The organism is Cupriavidus alkaliphilus (assembly GCF_900094595.1).
Taxonomy (GTDB): domain Bacteria; phylum Pseudomonadota; class Gammaproteobacteria; order Burkholderiales; family Burkholderiaceae; genus Cupriavidus; species Cupriavidus alkaliphilus.
Window position 1 is genome coordinate 15,263 of the sequence record NZ_FMAD01000019.1, and the last position, 17,993, is coordinate 33,255.

Here is a 17,993-nt window from a genome sequence, read left to right on the forward strand (position 1 = left end):
GCCGCGCATTTCCAGCATGCAAGCCTATCTCTTTGCCGAAGCGCCTCGCGCCCCCGGCGAACCCTCTCCCGCCGCCAGCCTGCAAGCGCAGGCCGATGCCCTGCCCGCCGCCTGGCGCGCCTTGCTCGAGCCCTGCATCGCCGTGCCGGCGTGGCGCGAGCTGGCCGCCTTTGTCGACGGCGAACGCGCCGCCGGCAAGGCGGTGTTCCCGCACCATGTCTTCCACGCGCTGCACCTGACGCCGCCCGATGCGGTCAAGGTGGTGATCCTGGGCCAGGACCCTTATCACGGCACCGGCACGGTCGGCGGCGTCGAGCTGCCGCAGGCGCACGGTCTCGCCTTCTCGGTGCCGGCAGGCATCAAGGTGCCGCCCAGCCTGCGCAACATCTTCAAGGAAATCGCCGCGGAATTCGGCGCCGTTGGCAAGTGCCAGCCGCGCAGCTCCGGCAACCTGGAAGGCTGGGCGCGCCAGGGCGTGCTGCTGCTCAATACGGTGCTGACGGTCGAGCAGGGCCAGGCCGCCAGCCACGCGCGGCGCGGCTGGGAAGCCGTCACCGATTGCCTGATCCAGCACCTCGCCGCCAGCCGGCCGAACCTGGTATTCATGCTTTGGGGCAGCCATGCACAGGCCAAGAAGCCGCTGCTGGGCGCGGGCCACTGCGTGCTGGAAGCGCCGCACCCGTCGCCGTTGTCGGCACACCGGGGCTTCCTCGGCTGCGGCCACTTCCGCGAAGCCAACCGCTGGCTCGAAACCCATGGCCGCACGGCGATCGACTGGACCGCTGCCTAGCCCACCGGGCCGCTAGACCGTAGGCCGGAACTCGAAGCCGGCAAACTCCCCTTCCCCGCGCCCGACCTCGACAAAGGTCACCTGCGCCGCCGGCGGGCCCGTCTCCATCCACGCCTGCAGCGCTTCCAGCTGCCTGAGCGTGCCGTGCGCCATCACCTCGACGGTGCCGTCGGCCCGGTTGCGCACCCAGCCGCCCAGGCCGAGTTCGTCCGCGGCGTCGGCGCAGGCGGCGCGATAGCCCACGCCCTGCACGCGCCCGTGCGCGACCAGGCGCCATGTTGCCTTGTTCATGGTGGGTTCCCCGCGAGCGCACGCGACGCGTGCGCGTTGTGTCATCGACACCAAGTAAACTAGACCGCCATGCCGGGCGTTACCAGGGGATGCGCGCCGCCCGGCGTGATCAGCATGAAGCCGGCGGCATGCGGGCTCTGCCATTGTCCGCCGGGGCCGCGAACCCGGGGCAGGCCACAAGCCTGCGCCCTGCCAGCTCGACACAGCCTGACAAGCGCCCATGATGCCACCCGCCGACCGCAACGCGGCCCAGCCAGCCCCTGGCTTCGACAGCCAGCTGCTGCGCGCCCCGCCCAATCGCTTCGACCTGGCGCTGCTGCCGATCATCCTGGCCGTGATCGTGATGGTCGCGTTCGCCGCGCAGCAGATGAATGTCCCGTTCCGTCCCGACCAGCCGCTGGCGGTACACCTGGACGTGGCTTACCTGCCCTACTACCTGATGCGCACCAGCATCCGCATGCTGGCCGCGCTGGCGGCGTCGCTGCTGTTCTCGCTGGCCTTTGCCGCGCTGGCGTCCAAGAGCCGCACCGCCGAGAAGGTACTGGTGCCGGCGCTGGACATCCTGCAGTCGATCCCGGTGCTGGGCTTCCTGTCGATCACCGTGACCGGCTTCATTGCGCTTTTTCCGGGCAACCTGGCGGGGGTGGAGTGCGCGGCGATCTTTGCCATCTTCACGTCGCAGGCCTGGAACATGGCGTTCAGCCTGTACCAGTCGTTCCGCACCATCCCGGGCGATCTGCTGGAGGCCGCGGCCATGTTCCGGCTGTCGGCGTGGCAGCGCTTCTGGCGGCTGGAAGTGCCGTACGCCATGCCCGGACTGCTGTGGAACATGATGATGTCGATGTCCGGCGGCTGGTTCTTCGTGGTCGCGTCCGAAGCGATCTCGGTGTCGGGCCAAGATATCCGGCTGCCCGGCATCGGCTCCTATATCGCGCTGGCGATCCAGCAGCAGGACCTGGCCGCGATCGGCTGGGCCATCGTGGCGATGCTGGTGGGCATCCTGCTGTACGACCAGTTGCTGTTCCGCCCGCTGGTGGCATGGGCCGACCGCTTCCGCTTCGAGACCCTGGCGCAGGACAAGCTGCCGCAGTCGTGGCTGCTGGACCTGCTGCGCCGCTCGGCGTGGGTGGGCGCGCTGCTGGCGCAGGCCGCGGCGCTGGCCTCGCGCACGCTGGCGTGGGGCGCGCGCCCTGGCGCGCCGGCACCGGCCCGACCGGCCAATCCGCGCCGGGCGCTATGGCTCGGCCGGGCGCGCGACGCCGCGATCGTGCTGGTCGCGCTGGCCGCACTGCTGCGCGTGGGCTATTTCGTCCACAGCGAGGTGGGCTGGGCCGAAGTCGTCCATGTGCTGTGGCTCGGCACGCTGACCATGGCGCGGGTGATCGTGCTGATTGCGCTGGCGGCGCTGGTGTGGGTGCCGATCGGCATCCGCATCGGCCTGAACCCGGACCTGGCGCGCATCGCGCAACCAATCGCGCAGTTCCTGGCGGCGTTCCCGGCCAACCTGATGTTTCCGCTGGCGGTGATGCTGATTGCGCGCTTCGGGCTGAACCCCGAGATCTGGCTGAGCCCGCTGCTGATCTTCGGCACCCAGTGGTACATCCTGTTCAACGTGATCGCGGGTGCGTCGGGCATCCCCACCGAGCTGAAGCTTGCCGCGCGCAACTTCGGCCTGCGCGGCTGGCTGCTGTGGAAGCGCTTCCTGATTCCGGCGGTCTTCCCCAGCCTGCTGACCGGCCTGGTCACGGCCGCGGGCGGTTCGTGGAACGCCAGCATCGTGTCCGAATACGTGACCTGGGGCGACCGCACCATCATCGCCACCGGGCTCGGCAGCTATATCGCCGAGACCACCGCGCGCGGCGACTTCCCGCGCATCGCGCTGGGCATCGGCGTGATGGCGCTGTTCGTGGTGGGCTTCAACCGGCTGTTGTGGAACCGCCTGTACCAACTTGCGCAGGAGCGCACACGCCTGTAAGGCAAGGCAACGATGGCAGAGAACATTGCACCCCCCACCGCCGCGGCGGTGATCGAACTGCGCGGCGTCGGCAAGATCTTCCGCACCGCCAGCCAGAGCGACCGCGCCGTGCTCGAGGGCGTGGACCTGACCCTGCGCGAGGGCGAGATCGTCGCCATGCTGGGCAAGTCCGGCTCGGGCAAGTCCACGCTGCTGCGCATCATGGCGGGACTGGTCGGCGCCGACCGCGGCGAGGTGCGTTTTCGCGGCCAGCGCCTGGCCGGCACCGCCGAAGGCATCGCCATGGTGTTCCAGTCGTTCGCGCTGTTCCCGTGGCTGACGGTGCAGCAGAACGTCGAGCTGGGGCTGGAGGCACAGGGCGTGCCCCGGGCCGAGCGCGAGCGCCGCGCCGAGGCCGCGATCGACATGATCGGCCTGGCCGGCTTCAACAGCGCGCTGCCGCGCGAGCTGTCGGGCGGCATGCGCCAGCGCGTGGGCATTGCGCGCGCGCTGGTAACCGAGCCCGACCTGCTGCTGATGGATGAAGCGTTCTCGGCGCTGGACGTGCTGACCGGCGAGACCCTGCGCGACGAGATGCTGGCGCTGTGGGAAGGCGGGCGCGCCAACATCAAGAGCATCCTGATCGTTTCGCACAATATCGAAGAAGCGGTGATGATGGCCGATCGCATCGTGATCCTGTCGAGCGACCCCGGCCGCATCCGCGCCGAGGTGCCGGTGGCGCTGCCGCGCCCGCGCAACCGCGACAGCGCCCAGGTGCGCGCGCTGGTCGACCAGATCTACGCGCTGATGACGGCGCCGGCGGTCGAAGCGCGCGTGCCCGCGCCGGCGCGCGAGATCGGCTACCGCCTGCCGGACGCCGATATCAGCCAGATGGAGGCCATCCTGGACCTGCTGTGCGAGGCGCCCTTCCACTGCCGCGCCGACCTGCCCCACCTGGCCGACGAGGCTGGCCTGACCGACGACGAACTGCTGCCGGCCTGCGAGGCGCTGCAACTGGTGCAGCTGGTGTCGATCGAGGCCGGCGACATCACCGCGACCGACGCGGGCCGCGCTTACTACGCTGCCGGGCCGCAGCAGCGCAAGGCCATCTTCGGCCGGCAACTGCTTGCCAACGTCGCGCTGGCCGCGCATGTGCGGCGCGAGCTGGTGGCGAGTGAAGCGGGCGAGATCGGCGAGGAACAGGTGCTGGAGGAACTGGAGCAGTTCCTCAAGCCGGCGGAGGCCGAACGGGTGCTGAGCGTGGCGATCGGATGGGGGCGCTATGGGGAAATCTTCGAGTACAGCTACAACAGCGGGAGGTTGACGCTGCCCGAGGATGAGGGGACGGCGGGGCACGGCGTTTAGATAAGGCCTGCCCCTCGGGATCGGGCTGCTACGACCGCGCCCGCATCGCCCGCCCGATCGCCCCTGTCCGCAGCGCGATCTTGGCCGCATCCTCGCGCAGCGCGCGCAGCCGGCGTTCCAGCACCGCGTTGGCGGGGCGGCCGGTGGAGCTGGATGTCGCCCCTGCCTGTTCGCTCGACTCGCCCGCCGCGGCAGCCTGCACCAGCGTGTCGGTGCGGCGCTTGTCGGCGGAATCGGCCAGGCGCGCGCGGCGTTCGGCGGCGGCGTCTTCCGCGGCTTCGGCCGCTTCGGCGCTGACGGTTTCGACGACGGCTTCAGGGGCCGCTTCGGCAGCCGCTTCCGGCACCGCCTCTGCGGCAACGGCAACCGGCTGGCCCGCATCCGCGGGCACGGTTTCCTTGCGCTCCACCGGCGCCTTGGCGCTGCGGATAAAGCCGGCGCCGCGGCCGCCACCGCGCTCGTCGGCGTGCAGCCGTTCGCTGGCCACCTGCAGGCTGTGGCTGGCGGCCTCGGTGGCCTGCTCGATCGCGGCTTCGGCGGCCGGGAGATCGAGTTCGTCGTAGTGCTGGCGCACCTGGATGCGCGCCGCCGCCACGTGCGCGGCCACCAGGTAGTTCTGCACGATGAAGCGGTTCAGGTTGTCCACCGCGCGGTGCCGGCTCTTGGGCTCGTCCAGCATGCGCTGGAACGACGAGATCAGCGCCGACAGGTTGTCCATGAACTGCTTGCGCTGCACGCGGTAGGCAAAGTCATCCTTGGCCCGGCGCAGCAGCAGGTCGCGCGTGGCGGCGATATAGCGGCGGTTGGCCTGCAGCACGTTCTCCACCAGCTTGGGGATGGCGCGGTACTCCCAGCTCGGCAGCACGAAGCTGAACAGCGACGCGATGATGCCGCCGATCACCGTATCCACCAGGCGCTCGCCCGCCACGGTGGGGCTCCCCGGCATCAGCAGGTGGATCTGGATCAGCACCTGGATGCAGGCGGCGATCGCGGTGTAGCGGTACTTGATGGTGACGAACGCGGCGCTGGCCACCAGCGACAGGAACAGCACGCCCAGCAGGATCAGCGGCTGGTGCACCACCTTCAGGATCGCGACCGAAACCACGCAGCCGATCAGCGTGCCGATCACGCGGTCGTTGTAGCGCTGCTTGGTCATGCTGAAGTTGGGCTTCAGGATGACGATGATGGTCAGCAGGATCCAGTAGCTGTGCGACACGTAAGGCAGGCGCTCGGCGATCCACAGCCCCAGCGCCACCGCCATCGAGACGCGCAGCGCAAAACGGAACGCCGGCGAGCGCCACTTCAGGTTGTCGCGCAGCACGCTCAGCTCGTACTTCTGGCGCGTCAGGAACGGCGTCATGTCCGAGCCGGGCAGCACCTTGGCCGGTTCCACCGGGGTGCGCGAGGCCTCGTGCAGCTGGCCGATCAGCGTGATCGCGCCGCGCATCATGTCGAGGGTCTCGACCAGCGCCGTCATCGCCGCCGGGTTGATATGGTGGTGGCGCAGCTGCGCGATCTCCGCCTCGACCGCGCGCAGGCCCTGGCGGTATTCCACCGTGGCGTACGAGCCCCGCCCGCGCGTGACCTCGTAGGCGATCTCTTCCACGTCCTTGCACATCTGCATCACCAGCCCGCGCAGCTGGTCCAGCACCGGCGTGCCGGCGAAAGTCTGGCGCAGCATCGGATAGTCGGTGTTGGTCGACAGGATGTACTCGTACAGGTCGAGCATGCGCAGGTGCACCTGCACCAGCAGCCCGTCGTGCGGGGTGCGGTTGCCGCGCAGCACCAGGTCGCGCGCGGCCTGCTGGCGCTCGGCCACCACGATCTGCTGGCGCACCAGCTGGTTGAACTGGGCCTCGAAGTCATTGCCGGCGTCGTAGAAGCCGGCCTTGATCTCGAGGTAGCCCGCCAGCTCGTACAGCGATTCGGCCAGCACCTGCTGCCGGGTGCGGCGCTCGGTGATCCAGCTCACCAGCATCGCGTAGCCCAGGTAGGCGACCGCGCCGATGCTGAACAGCGCCGCATGCTCCAGCGCGCGCCGCACCAGGAAGTCTTCGTTGATGGTGAGCGTCATCACGAACAGCGCGGCGAACTGCAGCGGCAGTGTCTTGTTGCCGTACACCGTCATCATGCCGGCCAGGAACGTCACCAGCACCAGCAGGAACGGCATCACGCGCGGGAACGGCGTGGCCAGCGCCACCACCAGCGTGACCACGCTGCACAGCAGCACGCTGGCCAGCATCTCGTTGAACTTGTGGTTCAGCGGGCTGGGCAGGTCCATCAGGCTGGTGCACAGCGCGCCCATCGATACCACCATCGCGGTGGGCAGGTCGCTGAAGTGCAGCGCGATCAGCGTCGCGCCGATCACGCCCGTGGCCGAGCGCAGCCCCCGGTAGACATAGTGCGAATACAGGAAGGTGCGGGGATCGTGCGCGTATTGCATGCAGCGGGGGCGGTGGACTGCGGTGGCGGTGGCTGGTGTCGCGGAAGAAGACTAGCTCACTGGCCCAGCCAGCGCGAGCGCGCCGCGTGGCGTCCGCCCTCCGGCTTGAGCTTGAACTGCGCCGCCGGCTCGCGCGCCAGCGTCACCGGCAAGACTTGCAGCTCGTCATGGCGGAATGCGTGCACCTCGATGCGGTCGCCGGTGCGGTAGCGCGCCAGCAGCTTGTCGAGCTGGCCCGGCGCCGCGCGCAGGCCGTCGACGGCCACCAGCAGGTCGCCGGCGGACAGGCCCGCGGCCTGCGCGGCGCCGCCATCGAGCACCTGGGTCACGCGCACCCAGCCGTCCTCGGTCTTGACCTTGATCCCCAGCGCGGCGGTGCGCGCCGGCTTCTGCGCCTCGGCCTTGATCCCGAACGCCTTGAACAGTGCCGGCAGCGGCAGCTCGCCGGTGCCTTCGGTCAGCGTGCGCAGCAGCGGCCCCAGGCGCAGGCCCGTGACCTCATCGAACAGCGCATGGACCTCGGCCTCGGTGACACCGCGCTGCACCGCGTCCGGCGCATAGAAGCCGCGGCCATAGCCGCGCCACAGCGCGCGCATGACATCGTCGAGCGAGCGCCGCCCGCGGGTCTTGTCGCGGATGGTCAGGTCCAGCGCCAGCGCCACCAGCGCGCCCTTGGTGTAGTAGCTGACGATGGCGTTGGGCGCGTTCTCGTCCTGGCGGTAGTACTTGGTCCAGGCGTCGAACGAGCTCTCGGCCACGCTCTGCTTGGTGCGGCCGTTGCCGCGCAGCACGCCGTTCCAGGTCTTGGCCAGCATCTCGACATACTGCGCCTCGGTGACGCAGCCCGAGCGCACCAGCACCAGGTCGTCGTAGTAGCTGGTGAAGCCCTCGAACAGCCACAGCAGCGGGGTGTAGGTTTCCTGCGCCAGCCGGTACGGCACGAACGCGGCCGGCTTGATGCGCTTGACGTTCCAGGTGTGGAAATACTCGTGGCTGCACAGCCCGAGGAAGGTGCGATAGCCCTCGCTGGTTTCGCTGTTGCCGCGCACCGGCAAATCATTGCGCGAGCAGATCAGCGCGGTGCTGGCGCGATGTTCCAGGCCGCCGTAGCCGTCACTGGTGACCATGGTCATGAACACGTAGCGCCGGTTGCTGTCCAGGAATGGCGCCTGCGCGGTGCGGGGCTCGAACAGCCGGATCTGGGTCTCGCAGATGCGCTTCAGGTCGCGGCACACGCGCTCGAGGTCCAGCTGCGGCACGCGGCCGGTGAAGACCACGTCGTGCTGCGCGCCGCAGGCGCGGAAGCTGGCCAGCTGGAAGTTGCCCATCTCGACCGGATGATCGACCAGCTCGTCGTAGTCGGCCACCTGGTAGCGGCCGAAGCCGTAGCGCCTGGCGCCGTCGCGGCCGGGCGCCTCGCGCATGGCGGTGGCCACGCGCCAGTCGCGGTAGGCCTCGCCCGCGGGGGCATGGATGTCGACGGTGCACGTCCGCTCGGCCTGTCCCTCCACGCACAGGAACACCGAACTGCCGTTGAAGAAGCCATGGGTCGTGTCCAGGTGCGCGGCGCGCACCGACAGGTCCCACGCGTAGACCTCGTAGCTGAGCGTCAGCGGGCCGTCGGCCAGGGCGACCGGCGCGGCCTGCCAGCGCTGCTTGTCGAGCTTGGTCAGCGCGACCTCGCGCCCGCCCGCGTCGGCGCGGATGCGCACGATATTGCGGGCGAAGTCGCGGATCATGTAGCTGCCGGGAATCCACGCCGGCAGCGAGAAACACTGCCCGGCCGGATCGGGCTCGCTCACGGTGACGGTAACGGCAAACAGGTGCGCTTCAGGCTGAAGCGGGGCGATGGCGTAGCGGATCGGCGTCATGGGCAGGATTGTAACGTCGGCGCCTGCACGCAGCGCCGACACGGGCAGGCGCGGCGTGACGGCCTGGTGCTGCTCAGCCGCGATTCACATCCACCACCACGCGCCCGCGCATGGCGCCTTCCATGATCCTGCGACCGGCCTCGATGGCCTCGCCCAGGCCGATCTCGCGCGTCAGCGCATTGAGCCGGTCCAGCTCCAGGTCGCTGGCCAGGCGCTGCCAGGCCTGTTCGCGCAGCGGCATCGCCGCCATCACGCTGTCGATGCCGTGCAGCGTGATGCCGCGCAGGATGAAGGGCGCGACCGAGCCGGGGAAGTCCAGCCCCTGCGCCAGCCCGCACGCCGTCACCACGCCGCCGTAGCGCACCTGCGCGCACGCATTGACCAGCGTGTGCGAGCCCACCGAATCGATCACCGCGGCCCAGCGCTCCTTCTGCAGCGGCTTGCCGGGCACGCCCAGCTCGGCACGGTCGATCACGTCGTCGGCGCCCAGCGCCTTGAGGAAATCCGCCTCGCGCGTCTTGCCGGTCGACGCCACCACCTTGTAGCCCAGCTTGCTCAGCAGCGCGATCGCCACCGAGCCGACCCCGCCCGAGGCCCCGGTCACCAGCACCTCGCCGTCGCCCGGGCGCACCGGGCCGTTGACGCCGCCGCGCTCGAGCGCCAGCACCGACAGCATCGCGGTATAGCCCGCGGTGCCGATCGCCATGGCCTGGCGCGTGGTAAAGGCGGCGGGCAGCGGCACCAGCCAATCGCCCTTCAGGCGCGCGCGCTGCGCCAGGCAGCCCCAATGGGTCTCGCCCACGCCGTAGCCGTTCAGCACCACCTTGTCGCCGGCTTTCCAGCGCGGATGCGCGGACTCCAGCACCGTGCCGGCGCCGTCGATGCCCGCCACCATCGGCCACTTGCGCACCACCGGCGAGCGGCCCGTGATGGCCAGGCCGTCCTTGAAATTGATGGTGGAGTAATCGACGGCAACCAGCACGTCGCCGTCGGCGGGCAACTGGGCCTCGTCGAGGGTGGCGAGGTTGGCCTGGGTGGCGCCGTCGGCCTGGGTCAGCAGCACTGCCTGGAAAGTCATGGTGTCTCCTTGGTCGCCTGGCGGCGATCGCATGCAATGGTGGGAAAGGCAGAAAGCACAACGGCCGGACAGGTCCGGCCGTCGTTCGAGCCGGGACAGGTCCGGCGCGCGCTTATTTCTTGATGCTGGCGAGCTTGCGCTCCAGCGTGGCGACGTCCGCCGCGCCGGGGATGCGGGTGCCGTCGGTGAAGAACACCGCCGGGGTGCCGGTCACGTTCATGCTCTGGCCCAAGGCCAGGTTCTCTTCGAGCGGGGTCTTGCAGCTGCCGTTGCCGGTCAGCGCCACCTGCTTGAGCATCCAGTCGCGCCAGGCCTTGGTGCGGTCGGCCGCGCACCAGACCTGCCTGGACTTGGTCTCCGAATCCGGCGACAGCACCGGGTACAGGAAGGTATACACGGTGATGTTGTCCATCTGCTGGAAGGTCTGCTCGATGCGCTTGCAGTAGCCGCAGTTGGGATCGGAGAACACCGCCACCTGGCGGCTGCCGTCGCCCTTGGTCCACTTGATCGCGCGCGCCAGCGGCAGGTCCGACCACTTGATGCGGTTGATCTCGGCGAGCCGCTCCTCGGTCAGGTTGGTGCCGGTGCGGGTGTCGATCATCTCGCCGTTCAGGATGTAGCGGCCGGTGGCGTCGGTGTACACCACCTGGCCGCCGATATTGGCTTCGAACAGGCCAGGCACCGGGGTCTTGCCGACGCTCTTCACTTCGGCGCGGCCGCCCAGCATCTTCTGCAGCGACTCCTTGATGCGCTCGGTGCCAGGCTCGCCCGCGGCGATGGCGTGCAGCGCGAAGCCGGCCGCGGCCAGACCGCCTGCGATCGCGGTGATGGTGGCGTAGACGGCGGGACGGCGGCGCAGGGATGGGAACATGTGGATTCCAGGAATTCGGTAAGGGGGCGGACGGTGCGTGCGGACCTAGCCAAGCGCGCGCCCGATCAGCATGCGCTTGAGCAGGGACTGGCCGCCGACCGCGCGCATGCCGGTATTGCGCACCACCCGCGCCAGGCTGCCGGGCAGCGAGAACAGCCGGTGCAGCCCGTCGGTGGCGGCGGTCAGCGACAACAGGTCGGTGGCGCGCGCGCGCTCGTAGCGGCGCAGCAGGCGCAGGTCGCCCTCGCTGCGGAAAGGTTCTTTGTCGGCCATCACGCGGCCAAGTTCCGCGACGTCGCGCAGGCCCAGGTTCATGCCCTGGCCGGCCAGCGGATGCACCACGTGGGCGGCGTCGCCCACCAGCGCCACGTGCGGCTGCACGAACTGGTCGGCACGCTGCAGCACCAGCGGGAAGCCCTGCGCGGGGGTCACGCAGCGCAGCGCGCCGAACTGCGCGCCGACCGCGCCGCTGGCGCCCTGCATCACGGTGGCGGCGAGCGCCTCGGGCGACAGTGCCAGCAGCTCGCGCGCGTGGGCCTCGTCGGCGGACCACACCATCGACACATGGTTGCCCGGCAGCGGCAGCAGCGCCAGCACTTCGCCGTTGGCGGGTTCCTCGTCGGCCATGAGCTTTTCCGGCGCGCCCAGGAACCACTGCCAGGCGGTTTCATGGTGCGGCCGCTCGCAGGCAAAGTTGGCCACCACGCCAAGCTGGCGGTACTTGCGCGTGCTGACGCCGATATGACATTGCTGGCGCAGCCACGAGCGCGCGCCGTCGGCGCCGATCGCCAGCGCGGTGCGCACCTTGCTGCCGTTGTCCAGCGTCAGGGTAATGCCGTCGGGGTCGCGTTCGCACACGCCGGCGGTGCCATCGTGCCACGTCACCTGGTGCTGGAAGCCGAGCGCGGTGTCGAGCGCGCGCTCGACCAGGCGCGACTCGATGATCCAGGCCAGCTGCGGCACCGCCGCGGCATACGCCGAGAAATGCAGGTCGCCGTCGAAGCTGGGCGAGGTCTCGGCGGCGCTGACATCGCCGAAAACCCGCATGTCGCGCACCGGCTGGATCCGTGCCGGATCCAGCGCCTCCCACACGCGCATGCGCTCGAGCAGCGCCTGCGAACTGGCGGAGAAGGCGTAGATGCGGCTGTCCCAGTCGTCCGGCCCGGCGCTGGCCGTGGCGCGCGCCGGCTTCGGCGCGATCAGCGCGACGTCCATGCCCTGCTGGGCCAGCAGCAGCGCGCAAGACTTGCCGACGATGCCGCCGCCGACGACGGCAACCTGGAAAGCGGAGGATTTGCGCGCGGCGGGTCGCGCGGACGCGTGGGATCGGGTCATGGCTGGATTATAGCCACGTCACTCCGGGGCCCGTCCGCGCCAGGCGGCGCCTGGTGCAGCCCTGACAAGCGTCCGGCTCTGCGCGCCCCGCTTCGGCCGATCCTTATAGCTGAACGTCATAAGCCTTAGAACAAAACAATAGGGTTGGCGCTTGCGCCCTGGGCCATGCCCGGGCTTATATTGAAACGAATATTTCTGACCCGGGGAACTCACCACCTGAAGGGAGGTGGAACAATGCTCAAACAATCACTATTGATTGCCGTCGTTACCGCAGGGGCCATGGGCACGGCATTCGGGGGTACCGGACTTCGCGATGTCTATACGGATGGCGCGAAAGGTTCGAAGTTCGATGTCTACACCGATGGCGCGAAGGTGTCGAAGTTTGATGTCTACACCGACGGCGCCCGCACCAGCGGAACCCGCGACACGTTCACGGACGGCGCGAAAACCTCGGATATGCGGGACCAGTTCACCGACGGCGCCTGATCGCGACCATCGCGATCCGGCACCAGACCACGATGCACGGCCAGGCTGACACCCTGGCCGTTTTCTTTGCCAGGGCGTCGCTTCTGCCCTGACACCGCTCCGCCCCCCCGAAAGGTTACAATCGCGGTTTTCCGTGGCAACGCGTGCAACTTCGCCGAGCCAGCGCGATGTGATGTCTTTGTCGCGTCCCGATGCAGTTCCGGCGGTAGCGCGCGGTGCGCGGCCGCCACGGCTCTGCCGGCACCGGTGGCATCACGCAACCCATTGATTCCGAAGACCACACCATGAGCCTCAAATGCGGCATCGTCGGCCTGCCCAACGTCGGCAAGTCCACGCTGTTCAATGCCCTGACCAAGGCCGGCATCGCCGCCGAAAACTATCCGTTCTGCACCATCGAGCCCAATGTGGGCGTGGTGGAAGTGCCGGATCCGAGGCTTGCGAAGCTGGCCGACATCGTCAAGCCGGAGCGCATCCTGCCGGCCACGGTCGAGTTCGTCGACATCGCCGGGCTGGTGGCGGGCGCCTCCAAGGGTGAAGGCCTGGGCAACCAGTTCCTGGCCAATATCCGCGAATGCGACGCCATCACCCACGTGGTGCGCTGCTTCGAGGACGACAACGTGATCCACGTGGCCGGCCGCGTGGACCCGCTGTCGGATATCGAAGTCATCAACACCGAACTGGCGCTGGCCGACCTGGCCACCGTCGAGAAGGCGCTGGCGCGCTACGTCAAGCCGGCCCGCGCCGGCGACAAGGAAGCCCAGCGCCTGGTCGCGGTGCTGGAAAAGGCCCAGTCCGTGCTCGACCAGGCCAAGGCCGTGCGCACGCTGGACCTGGCGCCGGAAGAGTGGGATGCGATCCGCCCGTTCTGCCTGATCACCGCCAAGCCGACCATGTACGTGGCCAACGTGCGTGAAGACGGCTTCGACAACAACCCGCACCTGGACGCGGTGCGCGAATACGCCAAGCAGACCGATTCCCCCGTGGTCGCCGTCTGCGCGGCCATCGAAGCCGAGATCGCCGACCTCGACGACGCCGACAAGGCCGAGTTCCTGGCCGACCTGGGCATGGAAGAGCCGGGCCTGGACCGCGTGATCCGCGCCGGCTTCAAGCTGCTGGGCCTGCAGACTTACTTCACCGCCGGGGTCAAGGAAGTGCGCGCCTGGACCATCCACGTGGGCGACACCGCCCCCAAGGCCGCCGGCGTGATCCACACCGACTTCGAACGCGGCTTCATCCGCGCGCAGACCATCGCCTATGACGACTTCATCGCCTTCAAGGGTGAGACCGGCGCCAAGGAAGCCGGCAAGATGCGCGCCGAAGGCAAGGAATACGTTGTGAAGGACGGCGATGTAATGAACTTCCTGTTCAACGTCTGATTCCCGCCAGACCACATCAAAAAAAGCCCGCCGATGCGGGCTTTTTCACAGGTGCGGCGTGACCCGCGCCCGCCTCACAGCTTCTCCATCCCCTTGCCGCGCAAGCCCACCAGCAGCGCCTGCCCGTCCGCCCCCACGCGGAATTCGCCGTATTCGGCCTCGGCGAAGCGCTTGCCCTGCCCCTCCTGGAAGAAATACGCATCGGTCGACACCTGCACCTGCATCCCGCCCCAGCGCGAGCGCGCGGTCTGGTAGCGCAGCAGTTGCTCGCCCGCCGCCAGCGGCTCGGCGTCGTGCACGCGCACGAAGCTGGCAATGCCTTGCGGGTCGCGCCGGATCACGGCGACGCCGTCGCGCGGAAGCCGCCGGTCTTGCGCCCGCGCGGCGCGGATCTGGTTGCCGATGTCGAAGTTCAGCGCCATGTAGTCGCCCTGCATCAGCGAGCGCGGATCGACCGGCGCGAGTTTGAGGAAGACGGTATCGCCGCGCGCCAGCAGGCGCTCCTTGCCGACGATGCCGACGGCGGCCAGCGCCAGCGTCAGCGCCCAGGCGATCAGGATCCAGCGTTTCATGCGGCCTCCTTCATGCGGCCTCCATCTGTGCGCGGCGCAGCAGCCAGTGGCGCCCGGCCAGCAGCAGCACGCCGGCCGCGGCGAGCGTGGCCGACTTGGCCACCAAGGTCCAGTGCAGCGCCGAGTAGTACCAGATAAAACCGATGGCGATGCTGGTAACGCCCAGGCCCAGCCACGGCATCGAGGCCCGGCGTAGCGCCAGCCCCAGCGCGAGCGCGCCGGCCACCACTGCGGGCGCGGCCGCCATCAGCGCGCCGAACGCCACCAGCCCGCCCAGCACGCCGCCTTGCATCGCCGGCCCGAGCGCCAGGCGGCGGCATTCGGCCAGCGCGAAACCGGCCAGCATCAGCGTGGTCAATCCCCCCGCGGCCCAGTGCGCCAGCGGGATGTGCGCCGCTTGCGGGCCCTCCAGCCAGGCCAGCGGATGGCTCATGCCGGTGACGACCAGCGCCGCCGCCAGCGTGAACAGCAGGGTCGCGTCGGCCAGCGGTTCCAGCAGCGCATGGCGGCCGTCCGCGCACAGGCGTGCCTCGGCCAGCGTGAAGCCGGCCGCCAGGGCGGCGCCGAGCGGCACCAGCCAGCCCAGCGACCACGTCAGCATCAGCCAGTCCTCCGGCTTGCCGCCGGCGATGGCGAGATGCACCGCGCCGGCCAGGCCGATCCACGCGCCCAGCCCGCACAGCAGCCGGTGCAGCCGGTTGGGCACCAGCCAGGCCAGCGCGGCCTCGAACAGCGCCAGCGCGGCCCAGAAGCCGACGCTCTCGGCCACGCGCGTGAAGCCGAACGCCTCGGTCAGGCCAAACACGGCCATGCCCTGCCCGCTCAGGCTGACCGCCAGCGCGAACTGCCCCGCGGCGATGCCGCCGCCGCGCCAGTACAGCAGCGCCGCCAGCGCGATCATGGCCAGCCCGGTGACGGCCATCGCCACGCCGTTCTCGCGCGCGGCAACGAAGACCGTGCCGACCAGGAAGAACTGGAAGAACAAGGCGCCGAGCCAGCCCGCCGCGCCCATCAGGCAGCGCACCGCCCACGGCGTATGGGGATGCGCGGGAGGCTCGCCCTGTACCTCGCCGCGTGCGGCGAGTTGTTGCCAGAGCCGTTGCTCGGTCTGCAGTACGTTGCTCATGCCTGCTCCAGCTGGCTGCGCCAGGCCCGCATCAGCCAGGCGGCCGCGGCGGCGGCCAGGCCGATGGTCAGCAGGCCGAGCAACAGGAACGCGCCGAAATCGTCCTTGCCCTCGAACAGCACCTTGGCGATCGCGGCCACGGCCAGCACGATGCCGGTCAGGCAGGCCAGGCTCAGCACCACGATATCGAAGGCATGCCAGCGGAACCACCAGACCAGCGCGGCCAGCGCCAGCACCGCCAGCGCGAAGGCGGCGCCGTCGAAGTCGCTGCGCAGCAGGCTGGCCAGCCCGAGCGAGCCGGCATGCAGGCACGCCAGCGCGGCCAGCATGCGGCCACCGGTGAGCCCGCGGAAGCCGAGCGACGGCGCCCTCGCGCACAGCAACTGCCACAGCACCAGCTGCAGCGCCACCGCGCCCAGCAACGCCAGCGTGGCGGTGCGCACGTGGCGAGAATCGAACAGCAGCGAGAACACGCCGTCAACGCCGAAGCGCAGGCTGAAATAGCGCAGCAGCGCCAGGTTGCCGACCACGATCACCAGCCACCAGTGCGGCGCCGCGCCCGCCGCCAGCGCCCACGGCAGCGCCAGCAGCGCCCACAGCGCGAACAGCTGCCAGGGATCGGCGCCGGTCTGGTAGGTCTGGCCGATCACCGCCAGCAGCACGCCCGCCATCACCTGCGCGCCGCCGAGCGCGGCCCGTCCGGCGGCATCGCCCGCCGGTCGCAGCCAGGCAAAGCCGGCCAGCAGCGTGATCGCGCCGGCGAGCAGGCCGAACCGGGCAAACTTGTGCAGGTCCTGCCAGTTGAAGGCAAAGAACACGATCACGCCGGCGCACAGCAGCGCGGTGCCCAGCGCCATCAGCGCGGTGTCGAGCCAGCGGCGCCAGTCCGCTGCGACCGGTTCGGTGCGCGCCCACGGGGCGGCGACCGCGGCTGGCCCCAGGCGGCCAAGCGCGCGCCAGTGGGCCAGTGCCTGGCGGATGGCGCGCCGCTCGCCAACGGCTTCGCGGTCCGGGCCATTTGCTCCGATGCGGGTTGCTTGCATGCTCGCCCTTGCGTGCTGGAATGACGGCGACTTTAGCAAAGTGATACGTGGGCCGCACCTGTTGCGTGGGAGGGGGTGTGCGGTCGCGCGCCATCTAGGCCCTGCCTGCGCGGGCCGGTATGCTGTGGCCCTTGTCACGTTTACCCACGCCCCATGACCCTCGGAATCCTTGCCGCCATCCACGATGAAGTCGACGGGCTCGTCGCCGCCATGCGCCATGACGACAGCCGCGCCACGGTACGCACCATCGGCATGCGCGACTACTACGCCGGCCATTTGTACGGGCAGCCGTGCGTGCTGGTGCTGGCGCGCATGGGCAAGGTGGCGGCGTCGGCGACCACGGTCACGCTGATCCGGGAGCTGGGCGCCACGCAGATCGTCTTTACCGGACTGGCCGGCGGCATCGGCGCGGCCACGCAGGTGGGCGACATCGTCATCGCCGACCGCACCCTGCAGCATGACCTGGACGCGCGCCCGTTCTTCGGCCGCCATGAGGTGCCGCTGCTGGAGCGCGCCGAATTCCCCGCCGATGCGGCGCTGACGGCCGAGCTGCATGCCGCCGCGGCGGACTTCCTGCGCGACGACCTCGCCGTCGACGTGCCGCGCGCGGTGCGCGAAAAGTTCGGCGTCGCGGCGCCGACCCTGCACCGGGGCATGATCGCCAGCGGCGACCAGTTTATCGGCTCGCCCGCCGCGGTAGCGGAGCTGCGCGAGCGGCTGCCGGGCTTGCTGGCAGTGGAGATGGAAGGCGCCGCGGTGGCACAGGTCTGCCATGAATATGGCGTGCCTTACGCGGTGATGCGGACCATCTCCGACCGCGCCGACGACACCGCGCATGTGGATTTTTCGGCATTCCTGACCGACGTGGCCAGCCACTATTCCAGCGGCGTACTGCGCCGTCTGCTGGCGGCGCGCGCCTGACGCCAGCCTTCGCGGCCGTCTGACCGGGATCAAGCCCCGTGCAGATTCCTGACCGGAAAGTCGGTTCAGTCGTTACCGTCCGCGCGGCCGCACCGTGCCCCAGAACCCGACCAGCAGCGCCGACCCGGCGATCACCGCGAGCCAGCTGCCGAGCTGGCCGTCGACAAACCAATGCAGCGCGCGGCCGGTGTAGAAGGCCGCCGCCGCACCCGCCGCGCCCAGCACCAGCGCGGCCGGCAGGGTCACCACGCGCCCTGCCGGATGCAGCCGGCGTGCCGCCAGTCCGACCAGCAAACCCACGATCAAGGTGCCCAGCATCCGCTTCTCCTGTGTTGTCTGCATCACAGCCGCATGCGGCCGCGGCGTAACGATACTGCAATCCTACGGCCCTGCCACCCACCGCGGCGGACGACTGCAATGATCGGTCCCGGCGGTATAATGACATCCGGTCCGGCCGCGCTCCGGATCGTA

At 69.7% G+C, this 17,993-nt stretch carries 16 protein-coding genes; 6 read left to right on the top strand and 10 right to left on the bottom strand.

Features of this window, described 5'->3' with window-relative positions; translation table 11 throughout:
• Positions 1–16: 16 nt before the first annotated feature.
• Positions 17–790 carry a uracil-DNA glycosylase gene (locus GA0116996_RS27065; protein WP_092317957.1) on the top strand — a complete coding sequence of 258 codons (774 nt, stop codon included), beginning with the start codon at positions 17–19 and terminating at the stop codon, positions 788–790.
• Between the two features lie 12 nt (positions 791–802).
• Here the strand turns inward: GA0116996_RS27065 and GA0116996_RS27070 are convergent, their stop codons facing one another.
• On the bottom strand, positions 803–1,081 hold the full coding sequence (locus GA0116996_RS27070; RefSeq protein ID WP_092317960.1) for an acylphosphatase: 279 nt from the start codon (positions 1,079–1,081) through the stop codon (positions 803–805).
• A gap of 220 nt (positions 1,082–1,301) precedes the next feature.
• Between GA0116996_RS27070 and GA0116996_RS27075 the strand changes: the two genes are divergently transcribed.
• Together GA0116996_RS27075 and GA0116996_RS27080 are read left to right on the top strand one after the other, a co-directional pair.
• On the top strand, positions 1,302–3,056 hold the full coding sequence (locus tag GA0116996_RS27075) for an ABC transporter permease (protein WP_208601275.1): 1,755 nt from the start codon (positions 1,302–1,304) through the stop codon (positions 3,054–3,056).
• 12 nt (positions 3,057–3,068) lie between these two features.
• Complete coding sequence (locus tag GA0116996_RS27080; RefSeq protein ID WP_092317963.1) at positions 3,069–4,400, top strand: ABC transporter ATP-binding protein; 1,332 nt, start codon at positions 3,069–3,071, stop codon at positions 4,398–4,400.
• A 28-nt stretch (positions 4,401–4,428) separates the two neighbouring features.
• On the opposite strand, the gene GA0116996_RS27085 is transcribed toward GA0116996_RS27080, so the two are convergent.
• The 5 genes from GA0116996_RS27085 to GA0116996_RS27105 all read right to left on the bottom strand — a co-directional run bounded on the left by GA0116996_RS27085 (position 4,429) and on the right by GA0116996_RS27105 (position 11,998).
• Positions 4,429–6,843 (bottom strand): FUSC family protein, encoded by a 2,415-nt coding sequence (locus tag GA0116996_RS27085; protein WP_092317966.1) that lies wholly within the window; start codon positions 6,841–6,843, stop codon positions 4,429–4,431.
• A 56-nt stretch (positions 6,844–6,899) separates the two neighbouring features.
• Positions 6,900–8,714 (bottom strand): M61 family metallopeptidase, encoded by a 1,815-nt coding sequence (locus GA0116996_RS27090; RefSeq protein WP_092317970.1) that lies wholly within the window; start codon positions 8,712–8,714, stop codon positions 6,900–6,902.
• Between the two features lie 73 nt (positions 8,715–8,787).
• Positions 8,788–9,792, bottom strand: a complete 1,005-nt coding sequence (gene acuI / locus GA0116996_RS27095) for an acrylyl-CoA reductase (NADPH) (protein WP_092317973.1) — start codon at positions 9,790–9,792, stop codon at positions 8,788–8,790.
• Between the two features lie 112 nt (positions 9,793–9,904).
• Entirely contained in the window at positions 9,905–10,663 is a 759-nt protein-coding gene (locus tag GA0116996_RS27100) for a DsbC family protein (RefSeq protein WP_092317976.1), read from the bottom strand.
• Between the two features lie 45 nt (positions 10,664–10,708).
• The gene (locus GA0116996_RS27105) at positions 10,709–11,998 is read right to left on the bottom strand and encodes a UbiH/UbiF family hydroxylase (protein WP_092317979.1); all 1,290 of its coding nucleotides are present in this window, start codon (positions 11,996–11,998) and stop codon (positions 10,709–10,711) included.
• A gap of 234 nt (positions 11,999–12,232) precedes the next feature.
• Between GA0116996_RS27105 and GA0116996_RS27110 the strand changes: the two genes are divergently transcribed.
• Both GA0116996_RS27110 and ychF read left to right on the top strand, forming a co-directional pair.
• Complete coding sequence (locus tag GA0116996_RS27110; RefSeq protein WP_092317982.1) at positions 12,233–12,484, top strand: hypothetical protein; 252 nt, start codon at positions 12,233–12,235, stop codon at positions 12,482–12,484.
• Positions 12,485–12,768: 284 nt separating this feature from the next.
• A complete protein-coding gene (ychF, locus tag GA0116996_RS27115) occupies positions 12,769–13,860 on the top strand; it encodes a redox-regulated ATPase YchF (RefSeq protein ID WP_025585754.1) in 1,092 nt (363 codons plus the stop codon).
• Between the two features lie 74 nt (positions 13,861–13,934).
• On the opposite strand, the gene GA0116996_RS27120 is transcribed toward ychF, so the two are convergent.
• The 3 genes from GA0116996_RS27120 to GA0116996_RS27130 are packed head-to-tail and all read right to left on the bottom strand — an operon-like array spanning position 13,935 to position 16,601.
• Complete coding sequence (locus GA0116996_RS27120; RefSeq protein WP_092317984.1) at positions 13,935–14,432, bottom strand: GDYXXLXY domain-containing protein; 498 nt, start codon at positions 14,430–14,432, stop codon at positions 13,935–13,937.
• 10 nt (positions 14,433–14,442) lie between these two features.
• Positions 14,443–15,558 carry a DUF4401 domain-containing protein gene (locus tag GA0116996_RS27125; protein WP_092317987.1) on the bottom strand — a complete coding sequence of 372 codons (1,116 nt, stop codon included), beginning with the start codon at positions 15,556–15,558 and terminating at the stop codon, positions 14,443–14,445.
• Complete coding sequence (locus tag GA0116996_RS27130; RefSeq protein WP_092317990.1) at positions 15,555–16,601, bottom strand: DUF2157 domain-containing protein; 1,047 nt, start codon at positions 16,599–16,601, stop codon at positions 15,555–15,557. Before GA0116996_RS27130 ends, GA0116996_RS27125 begins: the two co-directional genes overlap by 4 nt.
• Before the next feature lie 153 nt (positions 16,602–16,754).
• Between GA0116996_RS27130 and GA0116996_RS27135 the strand changes: the two genes are divergently transcribed.
• On the top strand, positions 16,755–17,522 hold the full coding sequence (locus GA0116996_RS27135) for a 5'-methylthioadenosine/adenosylhomocysteine nucleosidase (protein WP_092317993.1): 768 nt from the start codon (positions 16,755–16,757) through the stop codon (positions 17,520–17,522).
• A 72-nt stretch (positions 17,523–17,594) separates the two neighbouring features.
• Here the strand turns inward: GA0116996_RS27135 and GA0116996_RS27140 are convergent, their stop codons facing one another.
• Positions 17,595–17,840: a hypothetical protein gene (locus tag GA0116996_RS27140; RefSeq protein ID WP_092317996.1), complete on the bottom strand. Its 246-nt coding sequence runs from the start codon at positions 17,838–17,840 to the stop codon at positions 17,595–17,597.
• Positions 17,841–17,993: the final 153 nt, after the last annotated feature.